The organism is Pseudomonas sp. BF-B-30 (assembly GCF_019956305.1).
Classification (GTDB): Bacteria; Pseudomonadota; Gammaproteobacteria; order Pseudomonadales; family Pseudomonadaceae; genus Aquipseudomonas; species Aquipseudomonas jessenii.
This window is the reverse complement of the sequence record NZ_JAHBDG010000044.1, coordinates 55,718-76,619: the sequence shown is the minus strand read 5'-3', so window position 1 is coordinate 76,619 and position 20,902 is coordinate 55,718. Positions and strand designations below refer to the sequence as shown.

17 protein-coding genes are annotated in these 20,902 nt (G+C 59.9%); 10 read left to right on the top strand and 7 right to left on the bottom strand.

The genetic code is table 11. The features are described 5' to 3' along the window. The first annotated feature begins 193 nt into the window (after nucleotides 1-193). Nucleotides 194-3,067, top strand: a complete 2,874-nt coding sequence (gene gcvP, locus KGB29_RS21055; protein ID WP_150813744.1) for an aminomethyl-transferring glycine dehydrogenase — start codon at nucleotides 194-196, stop codon at nucleotides 3,065-3,067. Between the two features lie 194 nt (nucleotides 3,068-3,261). On the opposite strand, the gene KGB29_RS21050 is transcribed toward gcvP, so the two are convergent. The 5 genes from KGB29_RS21050 to KGB29_RS21030 form a co-directional block, all read right to left on the bottom strand. Continuing rightward, nucleotides 3,262-3,579 carry a DUF2388 domain-containing protein gene (locus KGB29_RS21050; RefSeq protein ID WP_057712831.1) on the bottom strand — a complete coding sequence of 106 codons (318 nt, stop codon included), beginning with the start codon at nucleotides 3,577-3,579 and terminating at the stop codon, nucleotides 3,262-3,264. Between the two features lie 68 nt (nucleotides 3,580-3,647). Further along, nucleotides 3,648-4,097 carry an NfeD family protein gene (locus tag KGB29_RS21045; RefSeq protein WP_150813746.1) on the bottom strand — a complete coding sequence of 150 codons (450 nt, stop codon included), beginning with the start codon at nucleotides 4,095-4,097 and terminating at the stop codon, nucleotides 3,648-3,650. Between the two features lie 8 nt (nucleotides 4,098-4,105). Further along, nucleotides 4,106-5,026, bottom strand: a complete 921-nt coding sequence (locus KGB29_RS21040) for an SPFH domain-containing protein (protein WP_057712833.1) — start codon at nucleotides 5,024-5,026, stop codon at nucleotides 4,106-4,108. An 84-nt stretch (nucleotides 5,027-5,110) separates the two neighbouring features. After that, a complete protein-coding gene (locus KGB29_RS21035; protein WP_090452058.1) occupies nucleotides 5,111-6,895 on the bottom strand; it encodes a GspE/PulE family protein in 1,785 nt (594 codons plus the stop codon). A 90-nt stretch (nucleotides 6,896-6,985) separates the two neighbouring features. Then, on the bottom strand, nucleotides 6,986-7,324 hold the full coding sequence (locus KGB29_RS21030) for a hypothetical protein (RefSeq protein WP_150813747.1): 339 nt from the start codon (nucleotides 7,322-7,324) through the stop codon (nucleotides 6,986-6,988). A 126-nt stretch (nucleotides 7,325-7,450) separates the two neighbouring features. On the opposite strand from KGB29_RS21030, the gene KGB29_RS21025 reads away from it, so the two are divergent. Then, complete coding sequence (locus KGB29_RS21025) at nucleotides 7,451-7,915, top strand: Lrp/AsnC family transcriptional regulator (RefSeq protein WP_007978926.1); 465 nt, start codon at nucleotides 7,451-7,453, stop codon at nucleotides 7,913-7,915. Nucleotides 7,916-8,012: 97 nt separating this feature from the next. On the opposite strand, the gene KGB29_RS21020 is transcribed toward KGB29_RS21025, so the two are convergent. Continuing rightward, nucleotides 8,013-9,380 carry an inorganic triphosphatase gene (locus KGB29_RS21020; protein ID WP_090452052.1) on the bottom strand — a complete coding sequence of 456 codons (1,368 nt, stop codon included), beginning with the start codon at nucleotides 9,378-9,380 and terminating at the stop codon, nucleotides 8,013-8,015. A gap of 157 nt (nucleotides 9,381-9,537) precedes the next feature. Between KGB29_RS21020 and argE the strand changes: the two genes are divergently transcribed. After that, a complete protein-coding gene (argE, locus tag KGB29_RS21015) occupies nucleotides 9,538-10,689 on the top strand; it encodes an acetylornithine deacetylase (protein ID WP_150813748.1) in 1,152 nt (383 codons plus the stop codon). 258 nt (nucleotides 10,690-10,947) lie between these two features. Beyond that, a complete protein-coding gene (gene argA, locus KGB29_RS21010) occupies nucleotides 10,948-12,246 on the top strand; it encodes an amino-acid N-acetyltransferase (protein ID WP_057712838.1) in 1,299 nt (432 codons plus the stop codon). A 127-nt stretch (nucleotides 12,247-12,373) separates the two neighbouring features. Here argA and tauA read toward each other — a convergent pair whose 3' ends face one another. Further along, nucleotides 12,374-13,363 carry a taurine ABC transporter substrate-binding protein gene (gene tauA / locus KGB29_RS21005; protein ID WP_218543889.1) on the bottom strand — a complete coding sequence of 330 codons (990 nt, stop codon included), beginning with the start codon at nucleotides 13,361-13,363 and terminating at the stop codon, nucleotides 12,374-12,376. Between the two features lie 362 nt (nucleotides 13,364-13,725). Here tauA and KGB29_RS21000 point away from each other — a divergent pair, with 362 nt between their 5' ends. The 6 genes from KGB29_RS21000 to ssuD all read left to right on the top strand — a co-directional run bounded on the left by KGB29_RS21000 (nucleotide 13,726) and on the right by ssuD (nucleotide 20,898). Next, nucleotides 13,726-15,057, top strand: a complete 1,332-nt coding sequence (locus tag KGB29_RS21000) for an OprD family porin (protein ID WP_150813751.1) — start codon at nucleotides 13,726-13,728, stop codon at nucleotides 15,055-15,057. Nucleotides 15,058-15,469: 412 nt separating this feature from the next. Continuing rightward, complete coding sequence (locus KGB29_RS20995; protein ID WP_154860928.1) at nucleotides 15,470-16,810, top strand: OprD family porin; 1,341 nt, start codon at nucleotides 15,470-15,472, stop codon at nucleotides 16,808-16,810. A 291-nt stretch (nucleotides 16,811-17,101) separates the two neighbouring features. Continuing rightward, nucleotides 17,102-17,740 (top strand): peroxiredoxin, encoded by a 639-nt coding sequence (locus KGB29_RS20990; protein WP_057712843.1) that lies wholly within the window; start codon nucleotides 17,102-17,104, stop codon nucleotides 17,738-17,740. 334 nt (nucleotides 17,741-18,074) lie between these two features. Continuing rightward, nucleotides 18,075-18,668, top strand: a complete 594-nt coding sequence (ssuE, locus tag KGB29_RS20985; RefSeq protein WP_007993145.1) for an NADPH-dependent FMN reductase — start codon at nucleotides 18,075-18,077, stop codon at nucleotides 18,666-18,668. A gap of 90 nt (nucleotides 18,669-18,758) precedes the next feature. After that, complete coding sequence (locus tag KGB29_RS20980; RefSeq protein WP_057712844.1) at nucleotides 18,759-19,724, top strand: sulfonate ABC transporter substrate-binding protein; 966 nt, start codon at nucleotides 18,759-18,761, stop codon at nucleotides 19,722-19,724. 25 nt (nucleotides 19,725-19,749) lie between these two features. After that, complete coding sequence (gene ssuD, locus KGB29_RS20975; protein ID WP_057712845.1) at nucleotides 19,750-20,898, top strand: FMNH2-dependent alkanesulfonate monooxygenase; 1,149 nt, start codon at nucleotides 19,750-19,752, stop codon at nucleotides 20,896-20,898. The last annotated feature ends 4 nt before the right edge of the window (nucleotides 20,899-20,902 follow it).

Genomic DNA, 20,902 nt, shown 5'->3' with positions numbered 1-20,902 from the left:
GCTTTTTGTTGTCTGGCGAATTTCCCTTATAGGAGCGAGCTTGCTCGCGATGGTCGTTAACGATAACGCTGCAACCTGAGACCCCGCGGCGCGCTCGGGGTCATCGCGAGCAAGCTCGCTCCTACAGAGTGGCTGCTATGCTGGTTTGATCGTGTTGCATCGACGCTGAGCGCCAGTCAAGAGAGAGCCCGTCATGTCCCAATTGCCGTCCCTGAGCCAGTTACGCGACCCCAATGCCTTTCTACGCCGCCACCTCGGGCCCGATGCCGCCGAGCAACAGGCGATGCTCGACAGCCTCGGCCTGGGCAGTCGGGTCGAATTGATCGAGCAGACGGTGCCGCCGGGCATCCGTCTCAACCGGGCGCTGGACCTGCCCCCGGCACTCGATGAAGAGGCCGCGCTGGCCAAGCTGCGCGGTTATGCCGAGCAGAACCAGGTCTGGACCAGCCTGATCGGCATGGGCTATCACGGCACCCTCACACCGGCGGTCATTCTGCGTAATGTGCTGGAAAATCCCGGCTGGTACACCGCGTACACCCCCTATCAGCCAGAGATCGCCCAAGGGCGACTCGAAGCGCTGCTGAACTTCCAGCAACTGACCATCGACCTGACCGGCCTGGAACTGGCCAATGCCTCGCTGCTTGATGAAGCCACCGCCGCGGCGGAGGCCATGGCCTTGGCCAAGCGGGTCGCCAAGTCCAAAAGCAACCTGTTCTTTGTCGACGAAAACTGCCACCCGCAAACCATTTCCGTGGTGCAGACCCGCGCTGAAGGTTTCGGCTTCGATCTGATCGTCGACACTGTGGATAACTTGAAGCGGCACCAGGTGTTCGGCGCGCTGCTGCAATACCCTGACACCCATGGTGAAATCCACGACCTGCGACCGCTGATTGATCACCTGCACGCGCAACAGGCCCTGGCCTGTGTCGCCACGGATTTGCTGAGCCTGTTGTTGTTGACTCCGCCGGGTGAACTGGGTGCCGATGTGGTGTTCGGCTCGTCCCAGCGATTTGGCGTGCCCATGGGCTACGGCGGGCCTCATGCAGCATTTTTTGCCAGCCGCGATGAATACAAGCGCGCGATTCCCGGGCGGATCATCGGTGTTTCGAAAGATGCGCGGGGCAACACCGCCCTGCGCATGGCCCTGCAAACCCGCGAGCAACACATCCGCCGGGAGAAGGCCAACTCCAACATCTGCACGGCCCAGGTGCTGCTGGCCAATATCGCCAGTTTCTATGCGGTCTACCACGGCCCCGAAGGGCTCAAGCGAATTGCCCAGCGGGTTCATCGGCTGACCTGCATCCTTGCCGCCGGGCTTGAACGCAACGGTATCACCCGGGTCAACCGGCACTTCTTCGACACCTTGACGCTGGAAGTCGGCGGGACCCAGACCGCGATCATCGAAAGTGCCCGGGCTGCGCAGATCAACCTGCGCATTCTCGGGCGCGGCCAACTGGGCTTGAGTCTCGACGAGACCTGCGACGAAGGCACCGTGGCGAAGCTGTTCGACGTGTTCCTGGGGGCCGATCACGGGCTCAGCATCGACGACCTGGATGCCGAAGTCTTGCCTGGCGGAATTCCCCAAGGGCTGGCGCGAACTTCACCTTATCTGCGTCACCCCGTGTTCAGCGCCCATCACAGCGAAACCGAGATGCTGCGCTACCTCAAGCAGCTGGAAAACAAGGACCTGGCGCTTAATCAATCGATGATCCCGTTGGGCTCCTGCACCATGAAGCTCAACGCCACCAGCGAGATGATCCCGATTACCTGGCCGCAGTTCGCCAACCTGCACCCGTTCGTGCCCAAGGAACAGGCCGCCGGTTATGGGCTGATGATCGAAGAACTGGAGCGCTGGTTGTGCGCGATCACCGGTTTCGATGCGATCTGCATGCAACCCAACTCCGGCGCCCAGGGCGAATACGCCGGGCTGCTGGCGATCCGCAAATACCATGAGAGCCGGCAACAGGGCGGCCGTGATATCTGCCTGATTCCTTCGTCGGCTCACGGCACCAATCCCGCGTCGGCGCAAATGGCCGGGATGCGCGTGGTGATCGTCGAGTGCGACGAGGCGGGCAACGTCGACCTGGATGACCTCAAGGAAAAAGCCGCGCAGGCCGCCGAAAAACTCGCCTGCCTGATGGCGACCTATCCTTCGACCCATGGGGTGTATGAGGAAGGCATCAGCGAAATCTGTGAGGTGATCCACCAGCACGGGGGGCAGGTGTACATGGATGGCGCCAACCTCAACGCTCAGGTGGGGTTGGCGCGGCCGGCCGATATTGGTGCCGATGTCTCGCACATGAACCTGCACAAGACCTTCTGCATTCCCCATGGTGGCGGTGGGCCGGGCATGGGGCCGATTGGTGTTCGGGCACATCTGGCGCCGTTCGTGGCCAACCATCCGGTGGTACCAATCGACGGGCCGCACCCGCAAAATGGCGCCGTCAGCGCAGCGCCTTGGGGCAGCGCAAGCATTCTGCCGATCAGCTGGATGTACATCGCCATGATGGGGCCGCAACTGGCGGACGCCAGCGAAGTGGCGATCCTGGCCGCGAATTACCTGGCGCTGCATTTGTCCGGTGCTTTCCCGGTGCTCTACACCGGGCGCAACGAGCGGGTGGCCCACGAATGCATCCTCGACCTGCGACCGCTCAAGGCGTTGACCGGCATTACCGAGGAGGACGTGGCCAAGCGTCTGATGGATTACGGCTTCCATGCCCCGACCATGTCGTTTCCCGTGCCGGGGACGCTGATGGTCGAACCGACCGAAAGTGAATCGAAGGCGGAGCTGGACCGGTTCATCGGGGCGATGCTGAGCATCCGCGCGGAAATCAATGAGGTGCAGAACGGTAATTGGCCGGCTGAAGAAAATCCGTTGAAAGGTGCGCCGCATACGTTGGCCGATATCACCGGCGTGTGGGAACGACCGTACAGCATCGTGCAAGCGGTCACGCCGGACGCGCACACCAAGGCTCACAAATATTGGCCGGTGGTGAACCGGGTGGACAATGTGTATGGGGACCGGAACCTGTTTTGTGCGTGTGTGCCGGTGGATGATTACCGCTGACTTCCCAGGTTGTACATAACCCCTGTGGGAGCGAGCTTGCTCGCGATTGCGGTGTGACAGTCAATGAAGTTTTTACTGATCCACCGCTATCGCGAGCAAGCTCGCTCCCACAGGGGGGCTCGGTGAACATGAGATTTGCGTTCGCCAGGTAAAAAAATGCCGCTCAATTGAGCGGCATTTTTTGTTCGCAACGCTTATTCCGAAGCCACGGCATTCTTCGCCAGGATCGCGTTCGCCAGTTCCATGTCCGTGGCTTGCAGGCCCGGGTTTTCGGCGCGGACCTTCTGCATGGCCGCTTCCAGGTACGGACCGCGGATACCGCCGTCACTGGCGACGAAGCTGCTGGCATCGTCCTGGGCCGCGACGACCAGCTTGTTATCCTTGGATGTCAGATAGCTCGAACCGGTGGTTGCACCGGACGTAAGAACGTTACGCCAAAAAGTATCGGCCATCGCCGAACCGACAGGCAGGGACAACAGCGCGACGGTAGCGACAGCAAGTTTGAAACGCATGACAAGGTGACTCCACTGGGTTGAGTACGCGGTTGGATTGCCAACCCCCAATCGAGTTCCGTGGTCGCTTAATCCGCCGCTTCGACCAGCAGGATGGCGCCTTGCTGGCCGACCACCCGCACGCGGTTGCCAGTGGCTGTGTCCGGCCCGCGGGCCATCCATACACCGTCAGCCACCTTGATCTTGCCGCGACCGTCGACAATCGCTTCATGCACCACGAAGGTTTTGCCGATGAGTTCCTGGCCGCGCAGATTCAGGTGCGGCTGATCACTCGGACGCATTGCCGTGCGCTGACGCCGCCACCAGTACAACGCGGTGGTGATCGACAGCAGGCCGAACAACAGAAACTGCCATTCCCAGGACAGGTCCGGCAGAAGGAAGGTCAAGACGCCCACGGATGCCGCGGCCATGCCGATCCACAGCAGATAACCGCCGGCGCCGAACACTTCGAGAATCAACAGCACCGTGCCCAGCGCCAACCAGTCCCAGAATGAAAGGTGCTGCAAAAATGCCCACATGGCGTGCCTCAGGCTTTCTTGTTATCGAAAGTGGCCTTGACGATTTCGCCAATGCCGCCCACCGCGCCGATCATCGAACTGGCTTCCAGCGGCATCAGGATCACCTTGCTGTTGTTGGCCGAGGACAACTTGCCCAGCGCATCGATGTACTTCTGCGCCACGAAGTAGTTCACCGCCTGCACGTTGCCGCTGGCGATGGCTTCGGACACGACTTTAGTGGCCTGGGCTTCTGCCGCGGCTTGCCGCTCGCGGGCTTCGGCTTCCAGGAATGCGGCCTGGCGACTGCCTTCGGCTTCGAGGATCTGCGCCTGCTTCTTGCCTTCGGCGGTCAGGATCGCTGCGGCGCGCAGGCCCTCGGCCTCGAGGATCTGCGCACGCTTGATTCGCTCGGCTTTCATCTGCCCCGACATCGCCGCCATCAGGTCGGCGGGCGGGCTGATGTCCTTGATCTCGATCCGGGTGATCTTGATGCCCCAAGGCGCGGTCGCTTCGTCGACGGTGCGCAGCAGTTTTTCGTTGATCCCGTCACGCTGGCTGAGCATGGCGTCGAGCTCCATCGAGCCGAGCACGGTGCGGATGTTGGTTTGCAGCAGATTGCGGATGGCGTGTTCGAGGTTGTTGACCTCGTAGGCCGCCTGGGCGGTGTTGACCACCTGGAAGAAGCACACGGCGTCGATTTGCACCGTGGCGTTGTCGGCGGTAATGACTTCCTGTGGCGGAATATCCAGCACGCTTTCCATCACATTCATCTTGCGGCCGATGCGGTCCATGACCGGAATGATGACGTTCAGCCCCGGCTTGAGCGTGTTGGTGTAGCGACCGAAACGCTCGACGGTCCATTCAAAGCCTTGGGGCACGACCTTGAAACCCATGAACAGAATGGCGACCACCAGGCCGACAAAAAGCAAAAGCACACTACCGATCTGCATAACGATTCCTTGTTGATGTGTGGATCTGTGGAGTTGCAATGGCTGAAGTGTAGCTGTGCCGATGCCGGATCAGTACAGCCAGGCTCAGTTCTGCTCGCTCTGGGGAGTCACGCGCAGAATCTCCTCGATAGTCGTCAGCCCGGCGGCGACCTTTTGCGCTCCTGACAACCGCAGGCTGCGCATGCCCTCCTTGAATGCCTGGCGCCGCACGGCCAGCAGATCGGTGTCGGGACTGATCAACGCCTTGATGCCATCGCTCAGTTGCATGATTTCGTAGACCCCGGCGCGACCGCGATAACCGGTGTCGCGGCATTCCACGCAACCGATGGCACGCTGGGCATTGGCCGGCAACGGTGCTTGCCAGGGACGGGTCAGGGTTTGCCAGTCGTCTTCGCCCAGCGTCAGCGGCGCCTTGCAGTGCGGGCACAGGGTTCGTACCAGTCGCTGGGCCATGACGCCAAGCACTGTGGCCTTGATCAGGTAATGCGGCACGCCGAGCTCCAGAAGACGGCTGATGGCGCTGGGCGCGTCGTTGGTGTGCAGGGTCGACAGCACCAGGTGCCCGGTGAGCGCCGCCTGGATCGCCATTTCCGCGGTTTCGAGGTCGCGGATCTCGCCGATCATGATGATGTCCGGGTCTTGCCGCATCAACGCGCGCACGCCGGCGGCGAAGGTCAGGTCGATGTTGTGCTGGACCTGCATCTGGTTGAACGCCGGCTCGACCATTTCAATCGGGTCTTCGATGGTGCAGAGGTTGACCTCCGGCGTCGCCAGTTTTTTCAGGGTGGTGTAGAGGGTGGTGGTCTTGCCCGAGCCCGTCGGCCCGGTGACGAGGATGATGCCGTGGGGCTGGCGGGTCATGTCTTGCCAGCGGCGCAGGTCGTCGGCGGAGAAACCAAGCTGGTCGAAGTCCTTGAGCAATACTTCCGGATCGAAGATCCGCATGACCATTTTTTCGCCGAAGGCCGTGGGCAGTGTCGACAAGCGCAATTCGACTTCACCGCCATCCGGAGTCTTGGTTTTCACCCGGCCGTCCTGGGGTTTGCGTTTCTCCGCGACGTTCATGCGCCCCAGGGTTTTCAGGCGACTGACGATGGCCATGGTGACCTGGGGCGGGAATTGATAGACGTTGTGCAGCACGCCGTCGATGCGAAAGCGCACCGTGCCTTGCTCGCGCCGGGGCTCGATATGGATGTCGCTGGCGCGTTGCTGGAACGCGTACTGGAACAGCCAGTCGACGATATTGACGATGTGTGCGTCGTTGGCGTCCGGCTCCTGGTCGCTGGCGCCGAGGTTGAGCAGCTGTTCGAAATTGCCGAGGGTACTGACTTGCGGGTCGGCGCTGTTCGCCCCGGTGACCGACTTGGCCAGGCGGAAGAATTCGACGCTCAAGCGCTGGATGTCCACGGGGTTGGCCACCACACGCTTGATCGGCAATTTGAGCACGTGGGTCAGGTCAGCCTCCCAGCCGCTGACATAAGGCTGGGCGCTGGCCACGGTTACCGCCTCGCGGTCGATGGCTACCGCGAGGATCTTGTGGCGCTGGGCGAAGGCATAGGACATCAGCGGGGTCACGGCCGCGACATTGATTTTCAGTGGGTCGATGCGCAGGTAAGGCTGGCCGGCCTGCCGGGACAGCCACAGGGTCAGGCTCTCGAGGTCCAGCGGTTTGCCGGGGCGGCTGAGATCGTCCAGCTGTTGGCTGGCAATGAACTCCAGCGGATGCATCTGCCCAAGGGAGGCGTTGCGGCGGCGGGCATTGAGTGCGTGTTCGGCCGAATCCTGGCTGATAAAGCCCTGGGCGACGAGTTCGCGCAGTAGATCATTGAGATCCAGCCAGCGGTCCTGAAGGGCGATTTGTACGGACATGCGGGCTCCTTTTGAACGACAGTGCGCAAAGGATAGCCGTGGCCCGGCTGACCGCTGGGCCACTACCCGACAAAGCCGTTTCGGAGTTTTTCAGCCCGCCGCTTGAACCGCTTCGGTCCATGGGGCATCAGCTTCTTGCAGCTCCACCGAGCAGACGCTGATCAGGTTGCGAAGTTTTTCCGCAATCACTTGCGCGCGGTGCCAGCTCAAACCGTCGATGACAACTTCGATGGTCAGCCAGTCGTCCTGGCGCTGCGCGCTGACCTGCTCCGGCGTGAGCAATTGCAGGGCGAACAGATTGAGGGCGCGACACAGCAGGTCCGGTTCAGCCTCGGCCGTCATTTGATAGCGAACCCGGCAATGGGCGTTGCCGACGTTCCAGACATCGGCGCGGGCAGGTGGGGTGTTCACGGCTTCGAGATACGGCATGGTCAGGCTCCAGAATCATTGGAGAAATGTTTACATCCTGTGCCGGGTATTTCTTCTCTATGATTGGCTGTATTGCAGGAATGAAGAATAATTCAATTCATTTATTACGCGGTTAAGGGTTTTTTTATGCATAGCGAACTGGACAGCTACGACCGCAAGATCCTCGCCTTGCTGCAAGAGGACGCTTCGCTTTCCAGCGCACAGATCGCCGAGCAGGTGGGGCTCTCGCAATCGCCGTGCTGGCGGCGGATTCAGCGGATGAAAGAGGAGGGCATCATTCGCGGCCAGGTGACCTTGCTCGACCGCAAGAAAATCGGCCTGAACACGCAGATCTTCGCGGAGGTGAAACTCAATGCCCACGGGCGTTCGAACTTCACCGAATTCACCGAGGCGATTCGCGGCTTTCCGGAGGTGCTGGAGTGTTACGTGCTGATGGGGGCGGTGGATTTCTTGCTGCGGATTGTCACGGCGGACATCGAAGCGTACGAGCGCTTCTTCTTCGAGAAGCTGTCGATGGTGCCGGGGATTCAGGAGGTCAATTCGATCGTGGCGTTGTCGGAGATCAAGTCGACCACCAGTTTGCCGGTCTGAAATTTTGCGGTGACTGTGCCGGCCTCATCGCGAGCAAGCTCGCTCCCACAAGGACCGCATAAATCCTGTGGGAGCGAGCTTGCTCGCGATGGCGGTATTACAGGCGCAGCAACATTTTCCAGGCGCGGTTCTGATACACCGCAATCGCCTGCTGCTTACGTGCATCCAGGACTTCGTCGGTGATCGACTCGTTGGCCAGTTGCGCCAGCTTGTTCAACTCGCCGTACAGGCGATCCATTTCCGGGATCTCCAGCACGTTGCGCGCATGGTGCAGCCAGACCTGGATGCGTTCGATGCGCGGCAGTTGCTCGGCCAGGTCTTCCGGTTGTTGCTGGTAACGTTGCAGTTGCAACGAAGTGGCTTCTTCGCCCAGCAGGCGCGGCAACCAGCTGCCCAGTTGCGCAGCGCCCTGGCGATTGCCACGGGTGTTGCGGTCGGCGGCCCAGGTGCGGGCCAGCAGCCAGCGCGAGGTGGTCAGGGAGAACAGGCCCCAGCGCGGGTCTTCGAGTTCTTCGAGGAACTGCTCGGGCGCGGCTTTGCGCACGTCTTCATCGTCCAGGCCGGCTTGTACCAGCGGACGCCAGTCTTCCAGCAAGGCATCGAGGGCGATACGCAGATCGTGGGTCGACTGACGCGGAGCGGCCTGGCCCAGGCTGCTGATCAGCGCGCGCATTTCCGCGAGGCACTCGACCCAGTCCTGCAACAGGCGCCAGTGACCGTTGAAGCGATACTGCTCGGCCAGACGCTGGCTGCTGCCCAGCAAATGCCAGCTCAGCGCGGCGAACGCGTCGTCCAGCGGCGTTTCAGCGGTGATCTGCGGTGCCGGCAGGCTCAACGAATAGCTGTGGGCGTCGTACAGGCGATAACCGCGCTCGGCCTTGCTGATATCGCATGGCATCAGGGCCAGTTTCTCGGCCAGCTCGGCGGCCAGTTCCAGCAGGGCTGCCGGTTCGCCTTCGCGCAGTTCCAGTTCCAGCTCGCAGATTTCTTCTTTCTGCTTGCCGACCACGACGTGACCCAGGTCCAGCGCGGCTTCGATGACCACTTTGGTCTTGCCGCGACCCCAGGCGATTTCCGCGCGTTCACGGACGAAATCGGTGGTGAAGATCGGCTTCAGGGTCTTCTTGTCCAGCTCGGCCAGTTCCTCGGGCCAGCATTCGCCGTCGAGTTTCTTCAAGTCGAGCTTGGCCTTGGGCAGGTTCCAGTCGTATTCGTTACGAACGGACAGGCCGGCGACGCTCTGGCCGCGGGTCTTGAGGGTCTGAATCACTTCTTCGCCATCCTTGCGCAGGCGCAGGGCGACTTTTGCCTGGGCCAGGTCACGCTCGGGCGTGTCGAAGTACTGATTCATCAACTCACGGCGTTCCCAGCCACTTTTGTTGCGTTTTTTCAGTAACGGGTGCTCGCGCAGTGCGGCGAGGGTTTCGCGGCTGACGCGGAGTTTGATTTCGGTTTCTTTCTGCATGGCCGGAAAATCCAGGATCGGGAGCGCAGCCGGGGGAATGTGTGGCTGCCAAGGTCGTGCAGTGTACAGGACTCAAGGTTAGTACGCGCCGAGACGGTTTATTCCTGTCATCGGTTGGTTCTATGATGGACTTCAATTCAGGTGCCGGGAGTCAGCGATGCCATTGCCGTCGATGAAAGAACAATTCGCTGCGTTGATCGCTGCACCGTCCGTCAGTTGCACCCAACCCAGTCTCGATCAAACCAACCGCCCGGTCATCGATCTGCTGGCGACGTGGCTCGGTGAGCTGGGTTTTACTTGCGATATCCAGCAAGTCAGCCCCGGCAAGTTCAACCTGCTGGCCAGTTTCGGCTCCGGCCCCGGCGGCCTGGTCCTGGCCGGGCACAGCGACACCGTGCCGTTCGACGGTGCGCTGTGGCAAACCGATCCGCTGAAGCTCACTGAAGTCGACGGTCGTTGGGTCGGCCTGGGCAGTTGCGACATGAAGGGCTTTTTCGCCCTGGCCATCGAGGCGGTCATACCGCTGCTCGATCAGCCGTTCAAACAGCCGTTGCTGATTCTCGCCACTTGCGATGAAGAAAGTTCGATGTCCGGTGCCCGCGCGCTGGCCGAAGCGGGGCGACCGCTGGGGCGGGCGGCGGTGATCGGCGAGCCGACAGGGCTCAAGCCGATCCGCATGCACAAGGGCATCATGATGGAGCGCATCGACATCCTTGGTCAGAGCGGTCATTCCTCCGACCCGCGCCTGGGCCACAGCGCCCTGGAAGCCATGCACGATGCCATCGGTGAACTGCGTGGCTTGCGTTTGTTATGGCAACGCGAATTCCGCAATCCACAGTTTGGCGTGCCGACGCCAACGATGAATTTCGGCTGTATCCATGGCGGCGACAACCCCAACCGCATCTGCGGCCAGTGTTCGCTGGAATTCGATTTGCGGCCGCTGCCCGGCATGGACCCCAAGGTCCTGCGCGCCGAGATCCTGCAGAAGCTCAAGCCGGTTGCCGAGCGGCATCAGGTCAAGATCGATTACGCGCCGTTGTTCCCCGAAGTGCCGCCGTTCGAGCAGGCCGAGGACGCAGAGTTGGTGCGCATTGCCGAAAAGCTCACCGGCCACAGCGCCGAAGCAGTGGCGTTCGGCACCGAAGCACCTTATCTTCAGCGTCTTGGCTGTGAAACGCTGGTGCTTGGCCCGGGTGATATCGCCTGCGCCCACCAGCCGGGGGAATACCTCGAAATGTCACGTTTGCAGCCTACGGTGCATCTATTAAGGCAACTGATCGAACACTATTGCCTGACACCGGTGGCTTGACCCTGTGGGAGCGGGCTTGCTCGCGAAGGCGGTGTCTCAGGCGCCCAGCGTCGACTGACACTCCGCTTTCGCGAGCAAGCCCGCTCCCACAGGGGTCTGTGATTTACCTGACAAGCCGTATAAATTGCCGGTACCCAAACCCGTATTCATGAGGAGAGCGCGCGTGTCGCCAAGCCTGTTCCGACGATAACCATCAGCCCGCTGTGCGTTTTCAGTTTCGCCCTTTTTTCGGCTGCTATTTATTACAGGCCCAGGTTCATGCCCGAATACGTCAATTGGCTTCGTCACGCTTCGCCTTACATCAACGCCCACCGCGATTGCACCTTTGTCGTCATGCTGCCCGGCGACGGCGTTGAACACCCGAATTTCGGCAATATCGTCCATGACCTGGTGCTGTTGCACAGCCTGGGCGTGCGTCTGGTGCTGGTTCACGGTTCCCGCCCGCAAATCGAAGCGCGCCTCGCCGCCCGTGGCCTGACCCCGCATTACCACCACGGCATGCGCATCACCGATGCCGCGACCCTGGAGTGCGTGATCGACGCGGTTGGCCAGTTGCGCATTGCCATTGAGGCTCGCCTGTCGATGGACATGGCTTCGTCGCCGATGCAGGGTTCGCGCCTGCGGGTGGCCAGCGGCAACCTGGTGACGGCACGGCCGATCGGCGTGCTTGAAGGCGTCGACTATCACCACACCGGCGAAGTGCGCCGGGTCGACCGCAAGGGCATCAACCGTCTGCTGGACGAGCGCTCCATCGTGCTGTTGTCGCCGCTGGGCTATTCGCCGACCGGGGAGATTTTCAACCTGGCCTGCGAAGACGTCGCCACCCGCGCGGCCATCGACCTGGGCGCGGACAAGCTGTTGCTGTTCGGCGCCGACCTGGGCCTGATCGACGAACACGGGCGTCTGGTGCGCGAACTGCGTCCGCAGCAAGTGCCGGCGCATCTGCAACGGCTGGGCAGTAACTACCAGGCAGAATTGCTCGATGCAGCGGCCGAAGCTTGCCGTGGCGGCGTGGCCCGCAGCCATATCGTCAGTTATGCCGAAGACGGTGCACTGCTGACCGAGCTGTTCACCCGCGACGGTGGCGGTACGCTGGTGGCCCAGGAGCAGTTCGAAGTCGTACGCGAAGCGGCCATTGAAGACGTCGGTGGTTTGCTGGATTTGATCAGCCCGCTGGAAGAGCAGGGCATCCTGGTGCGCCGTTCCCGCGAGGTGCTGGAGCGCGAGATCGAACAGTTCAGTGTGGTCGAGCGCGAAGGCATGATCATCGCCTGCGCGGCGCTGTATCAGATTGCCGATTCGGATGCCGGTGAACTGGCGTGCCTGGCGGTGAATCCGGAATATCGCCATGGCGGTCGCGGTGATGAATTGCTGGAGCGCATCGAGACCCGCGCCCGGGCTCAGGGTTTGAAGACATTATTCGTCCTTACTACCCGCACCGCTCACTGGTTCCGCGAGCGTGGTTTTGTGCCGAGCAGCGTTGACCGTCTGCCGTCGGCGCGGGCGTCGCTGTACAACTATCAGCGTAATTCGAAGATCTTCGAAAAAGCCCTTTGATCAGGATACGGTCCCTGTAGGAGCGAGCTCGCTCGCGAAAATCGTGAACGATAACGCGTAAACCAGATGCCCAGTGGCGTCCTTGGGTTTTTCGCGAGCAGGCTCGCTCCTACAGAGGTCGGTGGTGTTACTCGGCGACAAACTTCGCGCTGACATACGGCGAGTAATCCGGCAGCACCGTCTCCACCTTCCCTTGTTCCTTCAAGAATTTCGCCGTCTCGCCAATGGCCCTGGCCGTGCCGCCGTCCAGCAGCGCGGTGCTCTGTTGCGCCTTGGCATCCGGGAATGCGGAACCGGCCAGTAACTCCGGCACATCGGCGGCATTGGCACCGGTCAGTTTGGCGATTTTCTGCACCGGTGCCGAGTCGGCAGTCCAGCTGGCTTTATGCGCCGCGTAATCAGCAAAGGCGTCGAGTGTGACCTTGGCGAATCTGGCCACCACCTCCGGGTGCTTCTCGGCGTAATCCTTGCGTGCCACCCAGACCTCGAAGGTGGGTGCTCCCCATTGGCCTACCTGTGCAGCGTCGGTCAGGGTCTTGCCACTCTTGCGGATTTCCCCCAGGGCGGGCGACCAGACAAACGCGCCATCAATATCTCCCCGCTTCCAGGCTGCCGCGATTTCCGCCGGCTGCAGGTTCACCACTTTGACTTTCGAACTGTCCAGGCCCCAGTGCTTCAGCGCACCAAGCAGGCTGTAGTGGGAGGTTGAAACGAAAGGCGTGGCGATGGTCTTTCCGATCAGATCTTGTGGTTTTTCGATGCCGCTGCCATTGCGCACCACCAGCGCTTCGGCGGCATTGATCTGCGCCGAGACAATGAACGCGACAATCGGCAGGTTGCGCGAAGCGGCAGCGGCCAGCGGACTGGAGCCGAGATTGCCGATTTGTACATCGCCGGAGGCAATCGCCGTGACCACTTCCGGGCCGCTGTTGAAGCGTCGCCAGTCGATGGGCTGGCCGATGGTTTTTTCATAAAGGCCATCGGCCTGGGGGACTTTGCTGGGGTCGATTCCGGTTTGATAGCCGACGGTGAGGTTCGCCGCCTGGGCGGTGAAAGAAAATGCGAGAGATACACAAACTGTAACAATTGGTCTGGATAGTGCGCGCTTGGTCGTCATGGGGCTGCCTTTCGGTAAGGATTTGTTTCCGGATTGCGTCAGAAACTAATCGATCTAAAAAAGCAAAAATAAATACCGTTTAGGAATTAGCTTATGAGCCGAACCCTTTGTTCTGGGGGGGCTGGAAATTGAGCGCTAAATTCCTAAACGGTATTAGAAAAGAATCGGGTAATTCTTTTCAGGTTCATGACAAATTCATGACCCGGCAGGGACCAAAAAATCGGGGGTTAGACAAAGGTCGTAGACACACATGGTTACGATTGACTTGTGGGTCACGGTCTGGCGCTAATCGCGCATCTTAGGATTTCGGGCGACGACTCGAGACCAGGAATACAAGAACTAGAATCGAGAGGAGCTACACAATGAACAAGTCCACCTTGGCTTTGGCCGTGGCCGTAGGGGTTTTGGCGCAGCAGGCAGGCGCCGCAGGTTTCCTGGAAGACAGCAAGGCGTCCATCAGTTCCCGGACCATGTATTACAACAACGATAACCGTGAAGGCGGTGCGGATCAGAAAGAGTCCGCAGAAGGCCTGAAATTCGATTATCTGTCCGGTTTCACCCAAGGCACTGTCGGTTTCGGTATCGACGCCCAGGCACTGCTGGGTATCCACCTGGACGGCGGCAAGGGTCACCACCCGGACAACAACACCTTCTTCCCAAGCGACAGCGATGGTTCGGCCGTGTCCGAATGGAGCCGTGCAGCCGCTAACGTCAAGGCGCGCTTCTCGAAGACCGAAGCCCACCTGGGTGGCGCCCTGGCACCCAACTTACCGATCCTGGTCGCGAACGACAGCCGTCTGCTGCCACAGACCTTTGACGGTGGCACCATCACTTCGAAAGAAATCGACAACGTGACCTTCAACGCAGGTCAGTTGGAGCATTCGGCGGGTCGCGCCTCTTCGAACTCCACCGGCCTGGCCGTGGCTGGCGGCACAGAGGACAGCAACAAGTTCTACTACGGTGGTGCTGACTGGAAGGTCACCAAGGACCTGACCCTGCAGTACTACCACTCGAATCTGAAGGACTACTACAAGCAGGACTTCCTGGGCTTGATCCACGTGTTTCCGATCGACGCCAAACAGTCCTTCAAGACTGATATTCGCTACTTCGACAGCAGCTCCGACGGCAAGAACGGTGATCCGGGTTTCCGTTTCAACAATAACAACGGTTTCGCCAAGACCCCGGGCGAGGTCGATAACAAGACCTGGAGCGCCATGTTCACCTACACCCTGGGTGGCAACGCCTTCCTGCTCGGTCATCAGCGCGTCAGCGATGACGGCGGTTTTGTCTACCTGAACCAGGGCAACGTGGTTGATGGCAATGGCCGTCCGGAAGGCAACGGCGGCGCCAGCTTCTACCTGTTCACCGACTCCATGATCAACGGATTTGTTCGTGCCGGTGAAAACACCACCTTCGGTCAGTACTCGTATGACTTCGCCGGACTGGGCGTGCCGGGCCTGAAAACTTCGATCGCCTACCTGCATGGCGACAACATCAAGGCTACCAACGGCAGCGGCCCTGATGGCTCCGAGTGGGAACGCGACATGCGGATCGACTACACCATCCAGCAGGGCGCTCTCAAAGGCTTCGGCGTAACGCTGCGTAATGGTGTCTACCGTGGCAGTGAAGTCTCCAACAACCCTGATGTTGACCAGACTCGTCTGATCTTCAACTACACCTACAGCTTCCTGTAACAAGCCTTGTAAAAAAGCCTCGCCTGCTGGCGAGGTTTTTTTTGTCTGTTTTTTAATATTCCATAAAGATCTTTACTGATTATTTATTATTCTTTTTGGTTTTTAGATATCCCGCTTAAAGTGCGCCTGTCCGGCACTCATCCCTGAGCCCGGATTTGGCGATTTCGTCCCTCGACAATAGGTCAGGTGCAGGAATCGGCCTTGCCGCCGATACCTCGGCTCTGTCGTGGGAAGTCATATTCCTAAGTGATATTAAAAAATATCAAAAAATTCTTTTTGGCTTTAAGGCCATGTATCCTGCGGCCCGCCAAATGACCGGCCTAGACGGTTTGCCGCGAATTTATGCATTCAGGATCCCGGGCAATCGATTCGGGACCAGGAACATCAGAACTAGAAACGAGAGGAGCGAAACATGAACAAGTCCACCTTGGCCATGGCTGTGGCCGTCGGGGTTTTGACCCAGCAGGCAAGCGCCGCAGGTTTTATCGAAGACAGCAAGGCAACATTGGGGCTGCGTAACTTCTACATCAACACCGACTACCGTGACGGAGCCGGTGCCAACAAAAACGAAGAGTGGGGCCAAGGCTTCGATCTGCGTTTCATCTCCGGTTACACCCAGGGCACCGTCGGCTTCGGCATCGATGCGATCGGCCTGTTGGGCGTGAAACTGGATTCGGGCGGCGGTACCAACGGCGCCACGGCGACCTCTTACGGCGGCACGGTTTTCCCGAGCAAATCCAACGGCGAGGCAGTTGATGATTTCTCCAGCCTGGGCCTGACGGCCAAAGCCAAGGTTTCCCAGACCGAATTGAAGCTGGGCACCCTGCAACCGAAAAACCCGGTGATCGTGACCAACGATGGTCGTCTACTGCCGCAAACCTGGCAGGGTGGCCAGATCACGTCCGGCGACATCAAGGATCTGACCCTGGTTGGTGGCCAGATCGAAGCCGTTAAAGGCCGTAACTCCAGCAACAATGAGCAGATGTCGATTTCCGGCGCGAACACTCGCGGCACCAAATTCCGCGACAGCAACAAGTTCATCTATGCCGGTGGCGACTACAAGATCACCAAGGACCTGACGGCCCAGTACTACTACGGCAACCTGGAAGAGTTCTACAAGCAACACTTCCTGGGTCTGGTGCACAACTGGGCAATCGGCCCTGGCGTGTTGAAGTCGGATTTCCGTTATTTCAACAGCTCTGATGATGGTGCCAACGGTCACGACCCGCTGTACTTCACCACTGGCAACTACAACGCGCCAAACGGTAAAGGCAAGGTCGACAACAACCTGTACAGCGGCCTGTTCCTGTACACCGTTGCCGGTCACACCTTCGGTGGCGGTTATCAGGTCAGCAACGGCAGCAGCGATTTCCCTTGGCTGAACCAGGGCGACGGTTCGTCGAACTACACCATCACCGATGCGCAAATCCAGAAGTTCGGCCGTGCCGGCGAGCGTACCTGGCAAGCACGCTACTCCTATGACTTCGCCAAGGTCGGCGTACCTGGCCTGACGGCGGGTCTGGTTTACCTGCACGGCGACAACATCGATACCGTTAACGCCAAGGGCGGCGAGGCGGCCAATGGTGCTTCCGAGTGGGAGCGCGATCTGAGCGTGGCTTACGTCGTTCAGGAAGGTCCGCTGAAAAACCTGGGCCTGGCGTGGAAAAACGCGACCTGGCGCACCGACCTGCCGAACACGCGTTCGCAGGACGAAAACCGCCTGATCGTCAGCTACTCGATCCCGCTGTTGTAATAGCGCTCGCGTAACCGAGACAAAAAAGCCCCGCCCGGTATTGCACCGGGCGGGGCTTTTACAATTTCAAGACGGGTTCACCCCCGTAATCCCGCCTTGAACTTCCCTCTTTGCAGCAACTCAAGGCCTTCTCGAACCTTGGGGGCGATGTTCGGCCGGTTGTGCGGGCGCGTCCAGTGAATAGATATTTAATATTTCTTTATGGTCTAAATAAATCGATATTTATTCTTTTTAATAGATAAAAAACACAGGCACAGTTGAACCCATCAAGCACTCACAAGGAGCAGCACCATGGGTCTCAGACTTGGCGATATCGCCCCCGATTTCGAACAGAACTCCAGCGCCGGCACCATTCGTTTCCATCAGTGGCTGGGCGATAGTTGGGGCGTGCTGTTTTCCCATCCAGCGGACTTCACGCCGGTGTGCACGACTGAATTGGGCTTCACCGCCAAGCTCAAGGATGAGTTCGCAGCGCGCGGCGTCAAGGCCATCGCTTTGTCGGTGGACCCGGTGGAGTCGCACCACAGGTGGATCGAGGACATCAACGAAACCCAGGACACCGTGGTCAACTTTCCGATCCTGGATGACGCCGACCGCAAAGTCTCGGACCTCTACGACCTGATCCACCCCAACGCCAACGACACCCTGACCGTGCGCAGTCTGTTCGTGATCGACCCGAAGAAAAAGGTCCGGCTGACGATTACCTACCCGGCGAGCACCGGCCGCAATTTCAATGAAATCCTGCGGGTGATCGACTCGCTGCAACTCACCGACAACTACAAGGTGGCCACACCGGCCAACTGGCAGGACGGTGATGAGGTGGTGATCGTGCCGTCGCTTAAAGATGAGGATGAAATCAAACAGCGTTTTCCCAAGGGCTATCGAGCGGTTAAGCCTTACTTGCGCCTGACGCCGCAACCTAATCGGTGAGTCATCAATATTTACGGTGTGGCTGATGCCGCCTTCGCGAGCAAGCCCGCTCCCACATTTGTCCGCGTACCCCCTTGTGGGAGCGGGCTTGCTCGCGAAGGCGTCGGGTCAGACACCACATGTTTCACAGTTAACAGCATCCACAAAGCAGGGGATTTCAGGCCGTTTCGACGGCCTGTTTTTTTGCCTGGAAGAAACAGTTATATATATTTCTTTAAGGCATAACCAAATGAATAAATATGATTTATGGATATATAAATCAGCTGTTAAGGTCACTCCATCGAAGCGAGATCGCAAACCGCGAATCGCCAACACCGTGCAAGGAATCGTCTGAATGTTGGTTGTCTCACTCGGTGGCAGTCCCAGTCAGCGCTCTCGATCCGGGGTGCTGCTGGATCGCTCCCAGCGTTGGTTACAGGGGCAGGGCGTGGAAGTGGTGAGTTATCAGGTACGGGACTTCCCGGCCGAGGACTTGCTGCACGCACGCTTCGACAGCCCCAAGGTGATCGACTTGTTGCAACAAATTGAAAACGCCGATGGCCTGCTGATCGCCACACCGGTTTACAAGGCATCGTTTTCCGGAGCACTGAAGGTCGTGCTGGATTTGCTGCCCGAACGCGCCTTGAGCCACAAGGTGGTTCTGCCGATGGCCACTGGCGGCAGCATCGCCCACATGCTGGCGGTGGATTACGCGCTCAAGCCGGTGCTGTCGGCATTGAAGGCCCAGGAAATGCTGCAGGGGATTTTCGCCGTCGACAGCCAGATCGCTTACGGCGAAGGCAGCGCCCTGGCGCAGTTGGCGCCGGAGCTGGAACAACGACTGAATGAATCGCTTGAGCTGTTTTTCAGCGCCATGGCGCGACGGCCCAAGCCGCTCGATCCGAACCTGTTGAATGATCGTTTGTTGAGTGCTCGCTGGAGCATTTAAGCCTCACCGAAAAATTGAAGTACTGGCCTTACTCGCCCGCCAACGGGCAAGCAGGTGCAGCCAAAACCCAACTGCAAAAAGGAGAGCGCCATGCGCCCTGTCATTTTGCGTCGTGGTCTGGTCGCTCTGTTTGCTGCGGCTGTCACCTTCGGCGCCATTACTCAAGCTCAGGCCGAGACTTTACGAATCGGCTATCAGAAATACGGCACCCTGGTGCTGCTCAAAGCCAAAGGCACCCTGGAAAAACGCCTCGCCGCCCAAGGCGTGGACGTGCAATGGACGGAATTCCCCGGTGGCCCGCAACTGCTTGAAGGCTTGAACGTCGGTTCCATCGACTTCGGTGTCACCGGTGAAACTCCGCCAGTGTTCGCCCAGGCGGCTGGTGCTGATTTGCTCTACGTCGCCTACGAACCGCCAGCGCCGCACAGTGAGGCGATCCTGGTGCCGAAGGACTCGGCGATCAAATCGGTGGCGGACCTCAAGGGCAAGAAAGTCGTCCTCAACAAAGGCTCCAACGTGCACTACCTGCTGGTGCGTGCACTGGAAGACGCCGGCCTCAAATACACCGACATCCAGACCGTATTCCTGCCGCCGGCCGATGCCCGCGCCGCGTTCGAACGTGGCAGTGTCGACGCCTGGGTGATCTGGGACCCCTACCAGGCCGCCGCCGAACAACAGCTGCAAGCGCGCACCCTGCGCGATGGCCAGGGCATCGTCGACAACCATCAGTTCTACCTGGCAACCAAACCTTATGCGCAGAAAAATCCCGAGGTGATCAAGACCCTGGTGGAAGAAGTGCGCGCGGTGGGCGAGTGGTCCAAGGCTAACCCGCAAGAGGTGACCCAACAGGTTTCACCGCTGCTCGGCCTGCCAGCCGACATCACCCTGACCTCGGTGAAACGCCAGGGCTATGGCGCGTTGTTCCTGACTCCGGAAGTGGTCGCGGCGCAGCAGAAAATTGCCGACAGCTTCTACCAGCTCAAGTTGATTCCCAAGCCGTTGAGCATCAAAGACGTGATCTGGACGCCGCCGGCCGCCGTTGCCAAAGCCCAATAAATCGATTCCCCAAGGAGACCACTCCATGAGCCTCAATATTTTCTGGTTCCTGCCTACCCACGGCGACGGCCATTACCTTGGCACCGCCGAAGGCGCCCGCGCCGTTGATCACGGTTACCTGCAACAAGTCGCGCAAGCCGCTGACCGCCTGGGTTTTGGCGGGGTACTGATTCCGACCGGACGCTCCTGCGAAGACTCTTGGTTGGTGGCGGCATCGCTGATTCCTGTGACCCAGCGTTTGAAGTTCCTTGTCGCCCTGCGCCCCGGGATCATTTCCCCGACGGTGGCGGCGCGTCAGGCCGCGACCCTGGATCGACTGTCCGGCGGTCGTGCGCTGTTCAACCTGGTGACGGGTGGTGATCCGGAAGAGTTGGCGGGCGATGGTCTGTTCCTCAGCCACGAAGAACGCTATCAGGCCTCGGTGGAATTCACCCGCATCTGGCGCCGGGTACTGGAAGGTGAAACCGTCGATTACGACGGCCAGCACATCAGCGTGAAGGGTGCGAAGTTGCTCTATCCGCCGATCCAGCAGCCGCGTCCGCCGCTGTACTTCGGCGGCTCCTCTGAAGCCGCGCAAGACCTGGCCGCCGAACAGGTGGAAATGGTCCTGACCTGGGGCGAGCCACCGGCCGCCGTCGCGGAAAAAATCGAACAGGTCCGAGCCAAGGCCGCCAAGCTTGGACGCACCGTGCGCTTCGGCATTCGCCTGCACGTGATCGTGCGCGAAACCAACGATGAAGCCTGGAAAGCCGCGGATCGGCTGATCTCCCATCTCGACAACGAGACCATCGCTCGTGCCCAGGCTTCGCTGGCGCGTTTCGATTCGGTCGGTCAGCAACGCATGGCCGCATTGCACGGCGGCAATCGCGACAACCTGGAGGTCAGCCCTAACCTGTGGGCCGGCGTCGGTCTGGTGCGCGGCGGTGCCGGTACGGCACTGGTGGGCGATGGTCCGACCGTGGCCGCCCGCGTGAAGGAGTACGCCGACCTCGGCATCGATACCTTCATCTTCTCCGGTTATCCACACCTGGAAGAGTCGTACCGGGTGGCTGAGTTGCTGTTCCCGCACCTCGATGTCGAGCGTCCTGAACTGCCGAAGAGCGCCGGTTACGTCAGCCCGTTCGGCGAGATGGTCGCCAACGACATTCTTCCCAAAGCCGCGTCCCAGAGCTGAGGCG

Bases quoted from the DNA above. Each gene is read 5' to 3' on its own strand.
- gcvP (WP_150813744.1), top strand. From the start codon at position 194: ATGTCCCAATTGCCGTCCCTGAGCCAGTTACGCGACCCCAATGCCTTT.
- KGB29_RS21050 (WP_057712831.1), bottom strand. From the start codon at position 3,579: ATGCGTTTCAAACTTGCTGTCGCTACCGTCGCGCTGTTGTCCCTGCCT.
- KGB29_RS21045 (WP_150813746.1), bottom strand. From the start codon at position 4,097: ATGTGGGCATTTTTGCAGCACCTTTCATTCTGGGACTGGTTGGCGCTG.
- KGB29_RS21040 (WP_057712833.1), bottom strand. From the start codon at position 5,026: ATGCAGATCGGTAGTGTGCTTTTGCTTTTTGTCGGCCTGGTGGTCGCC.
- KGB29_RS21035 (WP_090452058.1), bottom strand. From the start codon at position 6,895: ATGTCCGTACAAATCGCCCTTCAGGACCGCTGGCTGGATCTCAATGAT.
- KGB29_RS21030 (WP_150813747.1), bottom strand. From the start codon at position 7,324: ATGCCGTATCTCGAAGCCGTGAACACCCCACCTGCCCGCGCCGATGTC.
- KGB29_RS21025 (WP_007978926.1), top strand. From the start codon at position 7,451: ATGCATAGCGAACTGGACAGCTACGACCGCAAGATCCTCGCCTTGCTG.
- KGB29_RS21020 (WP_090452052.1), bottom strand. From the start codon at position 9,380: ATGCAGAAAGAAACCGAAATCAAACTCCGCGTCAGCCGCGAAACCCTC.
- argE (WP_150813748.1), top strand. From the start codon at position 9,538: ATGCCATTGCCGTCGATGAAAGAACAATTCGCTGCGTTGATCGCTGCA.
- argA (WP_057712838.1), top strand. From the start codon at position 10,948: ATGCCCGAATACGTCAATTGGCTTCGTCACGCTTCGCCTTACATCAAC.
- tauA (WP_218543889.1), bottom strand. From the start codon at position 13,363: ATGACGACCAAGCGCGCACTATCCAGACCAATTGTTACAGTTTGTGTA.
- KGB29_RS21000 (WP_150813751.1), top strand. From the start codon at position 13,726: ATGAACAAGTCCACCTTGGCTTTGGCCGTGGCCGTAGGGGTTTTGGCG.
- KGB29_RS20995 (WP_154860928.1), top strand. From the start codon at position 15,470: ATGAACAAGTCCACCTTGGCCATGGCTGTGGCCGTCGGGGTTTTGACC.
- KGB29_RS20990 (WP_057712843.1), top strand. From the start codon at position 17,102: ATGGGTCTCAGACTTGGCGATATCGCCCCCGATTTCGAACAGAACTCC.
- ssuE (WP_007993145.1), top strand. From the start codon at position 18,075: ATGTTGGTTGTCTCACTCGGTGGCAGTCCCAGTCAGCGCTCTCGATCC.
- KGB29_RS20980 (WP_057712844.1), top strand. From the start codon at position 18,759: ATGCGCCCTGTCATTTTGCGTCGTGGTCTGGTCGCTCTGTTTGCTGCG.
- ssuD (WP_057712845.1), top strand. From the start codon at position 19,750: ATGAGCCTCAATATTTTCTGGTTCCTGCCTACCCACGGCGACGGCCAT.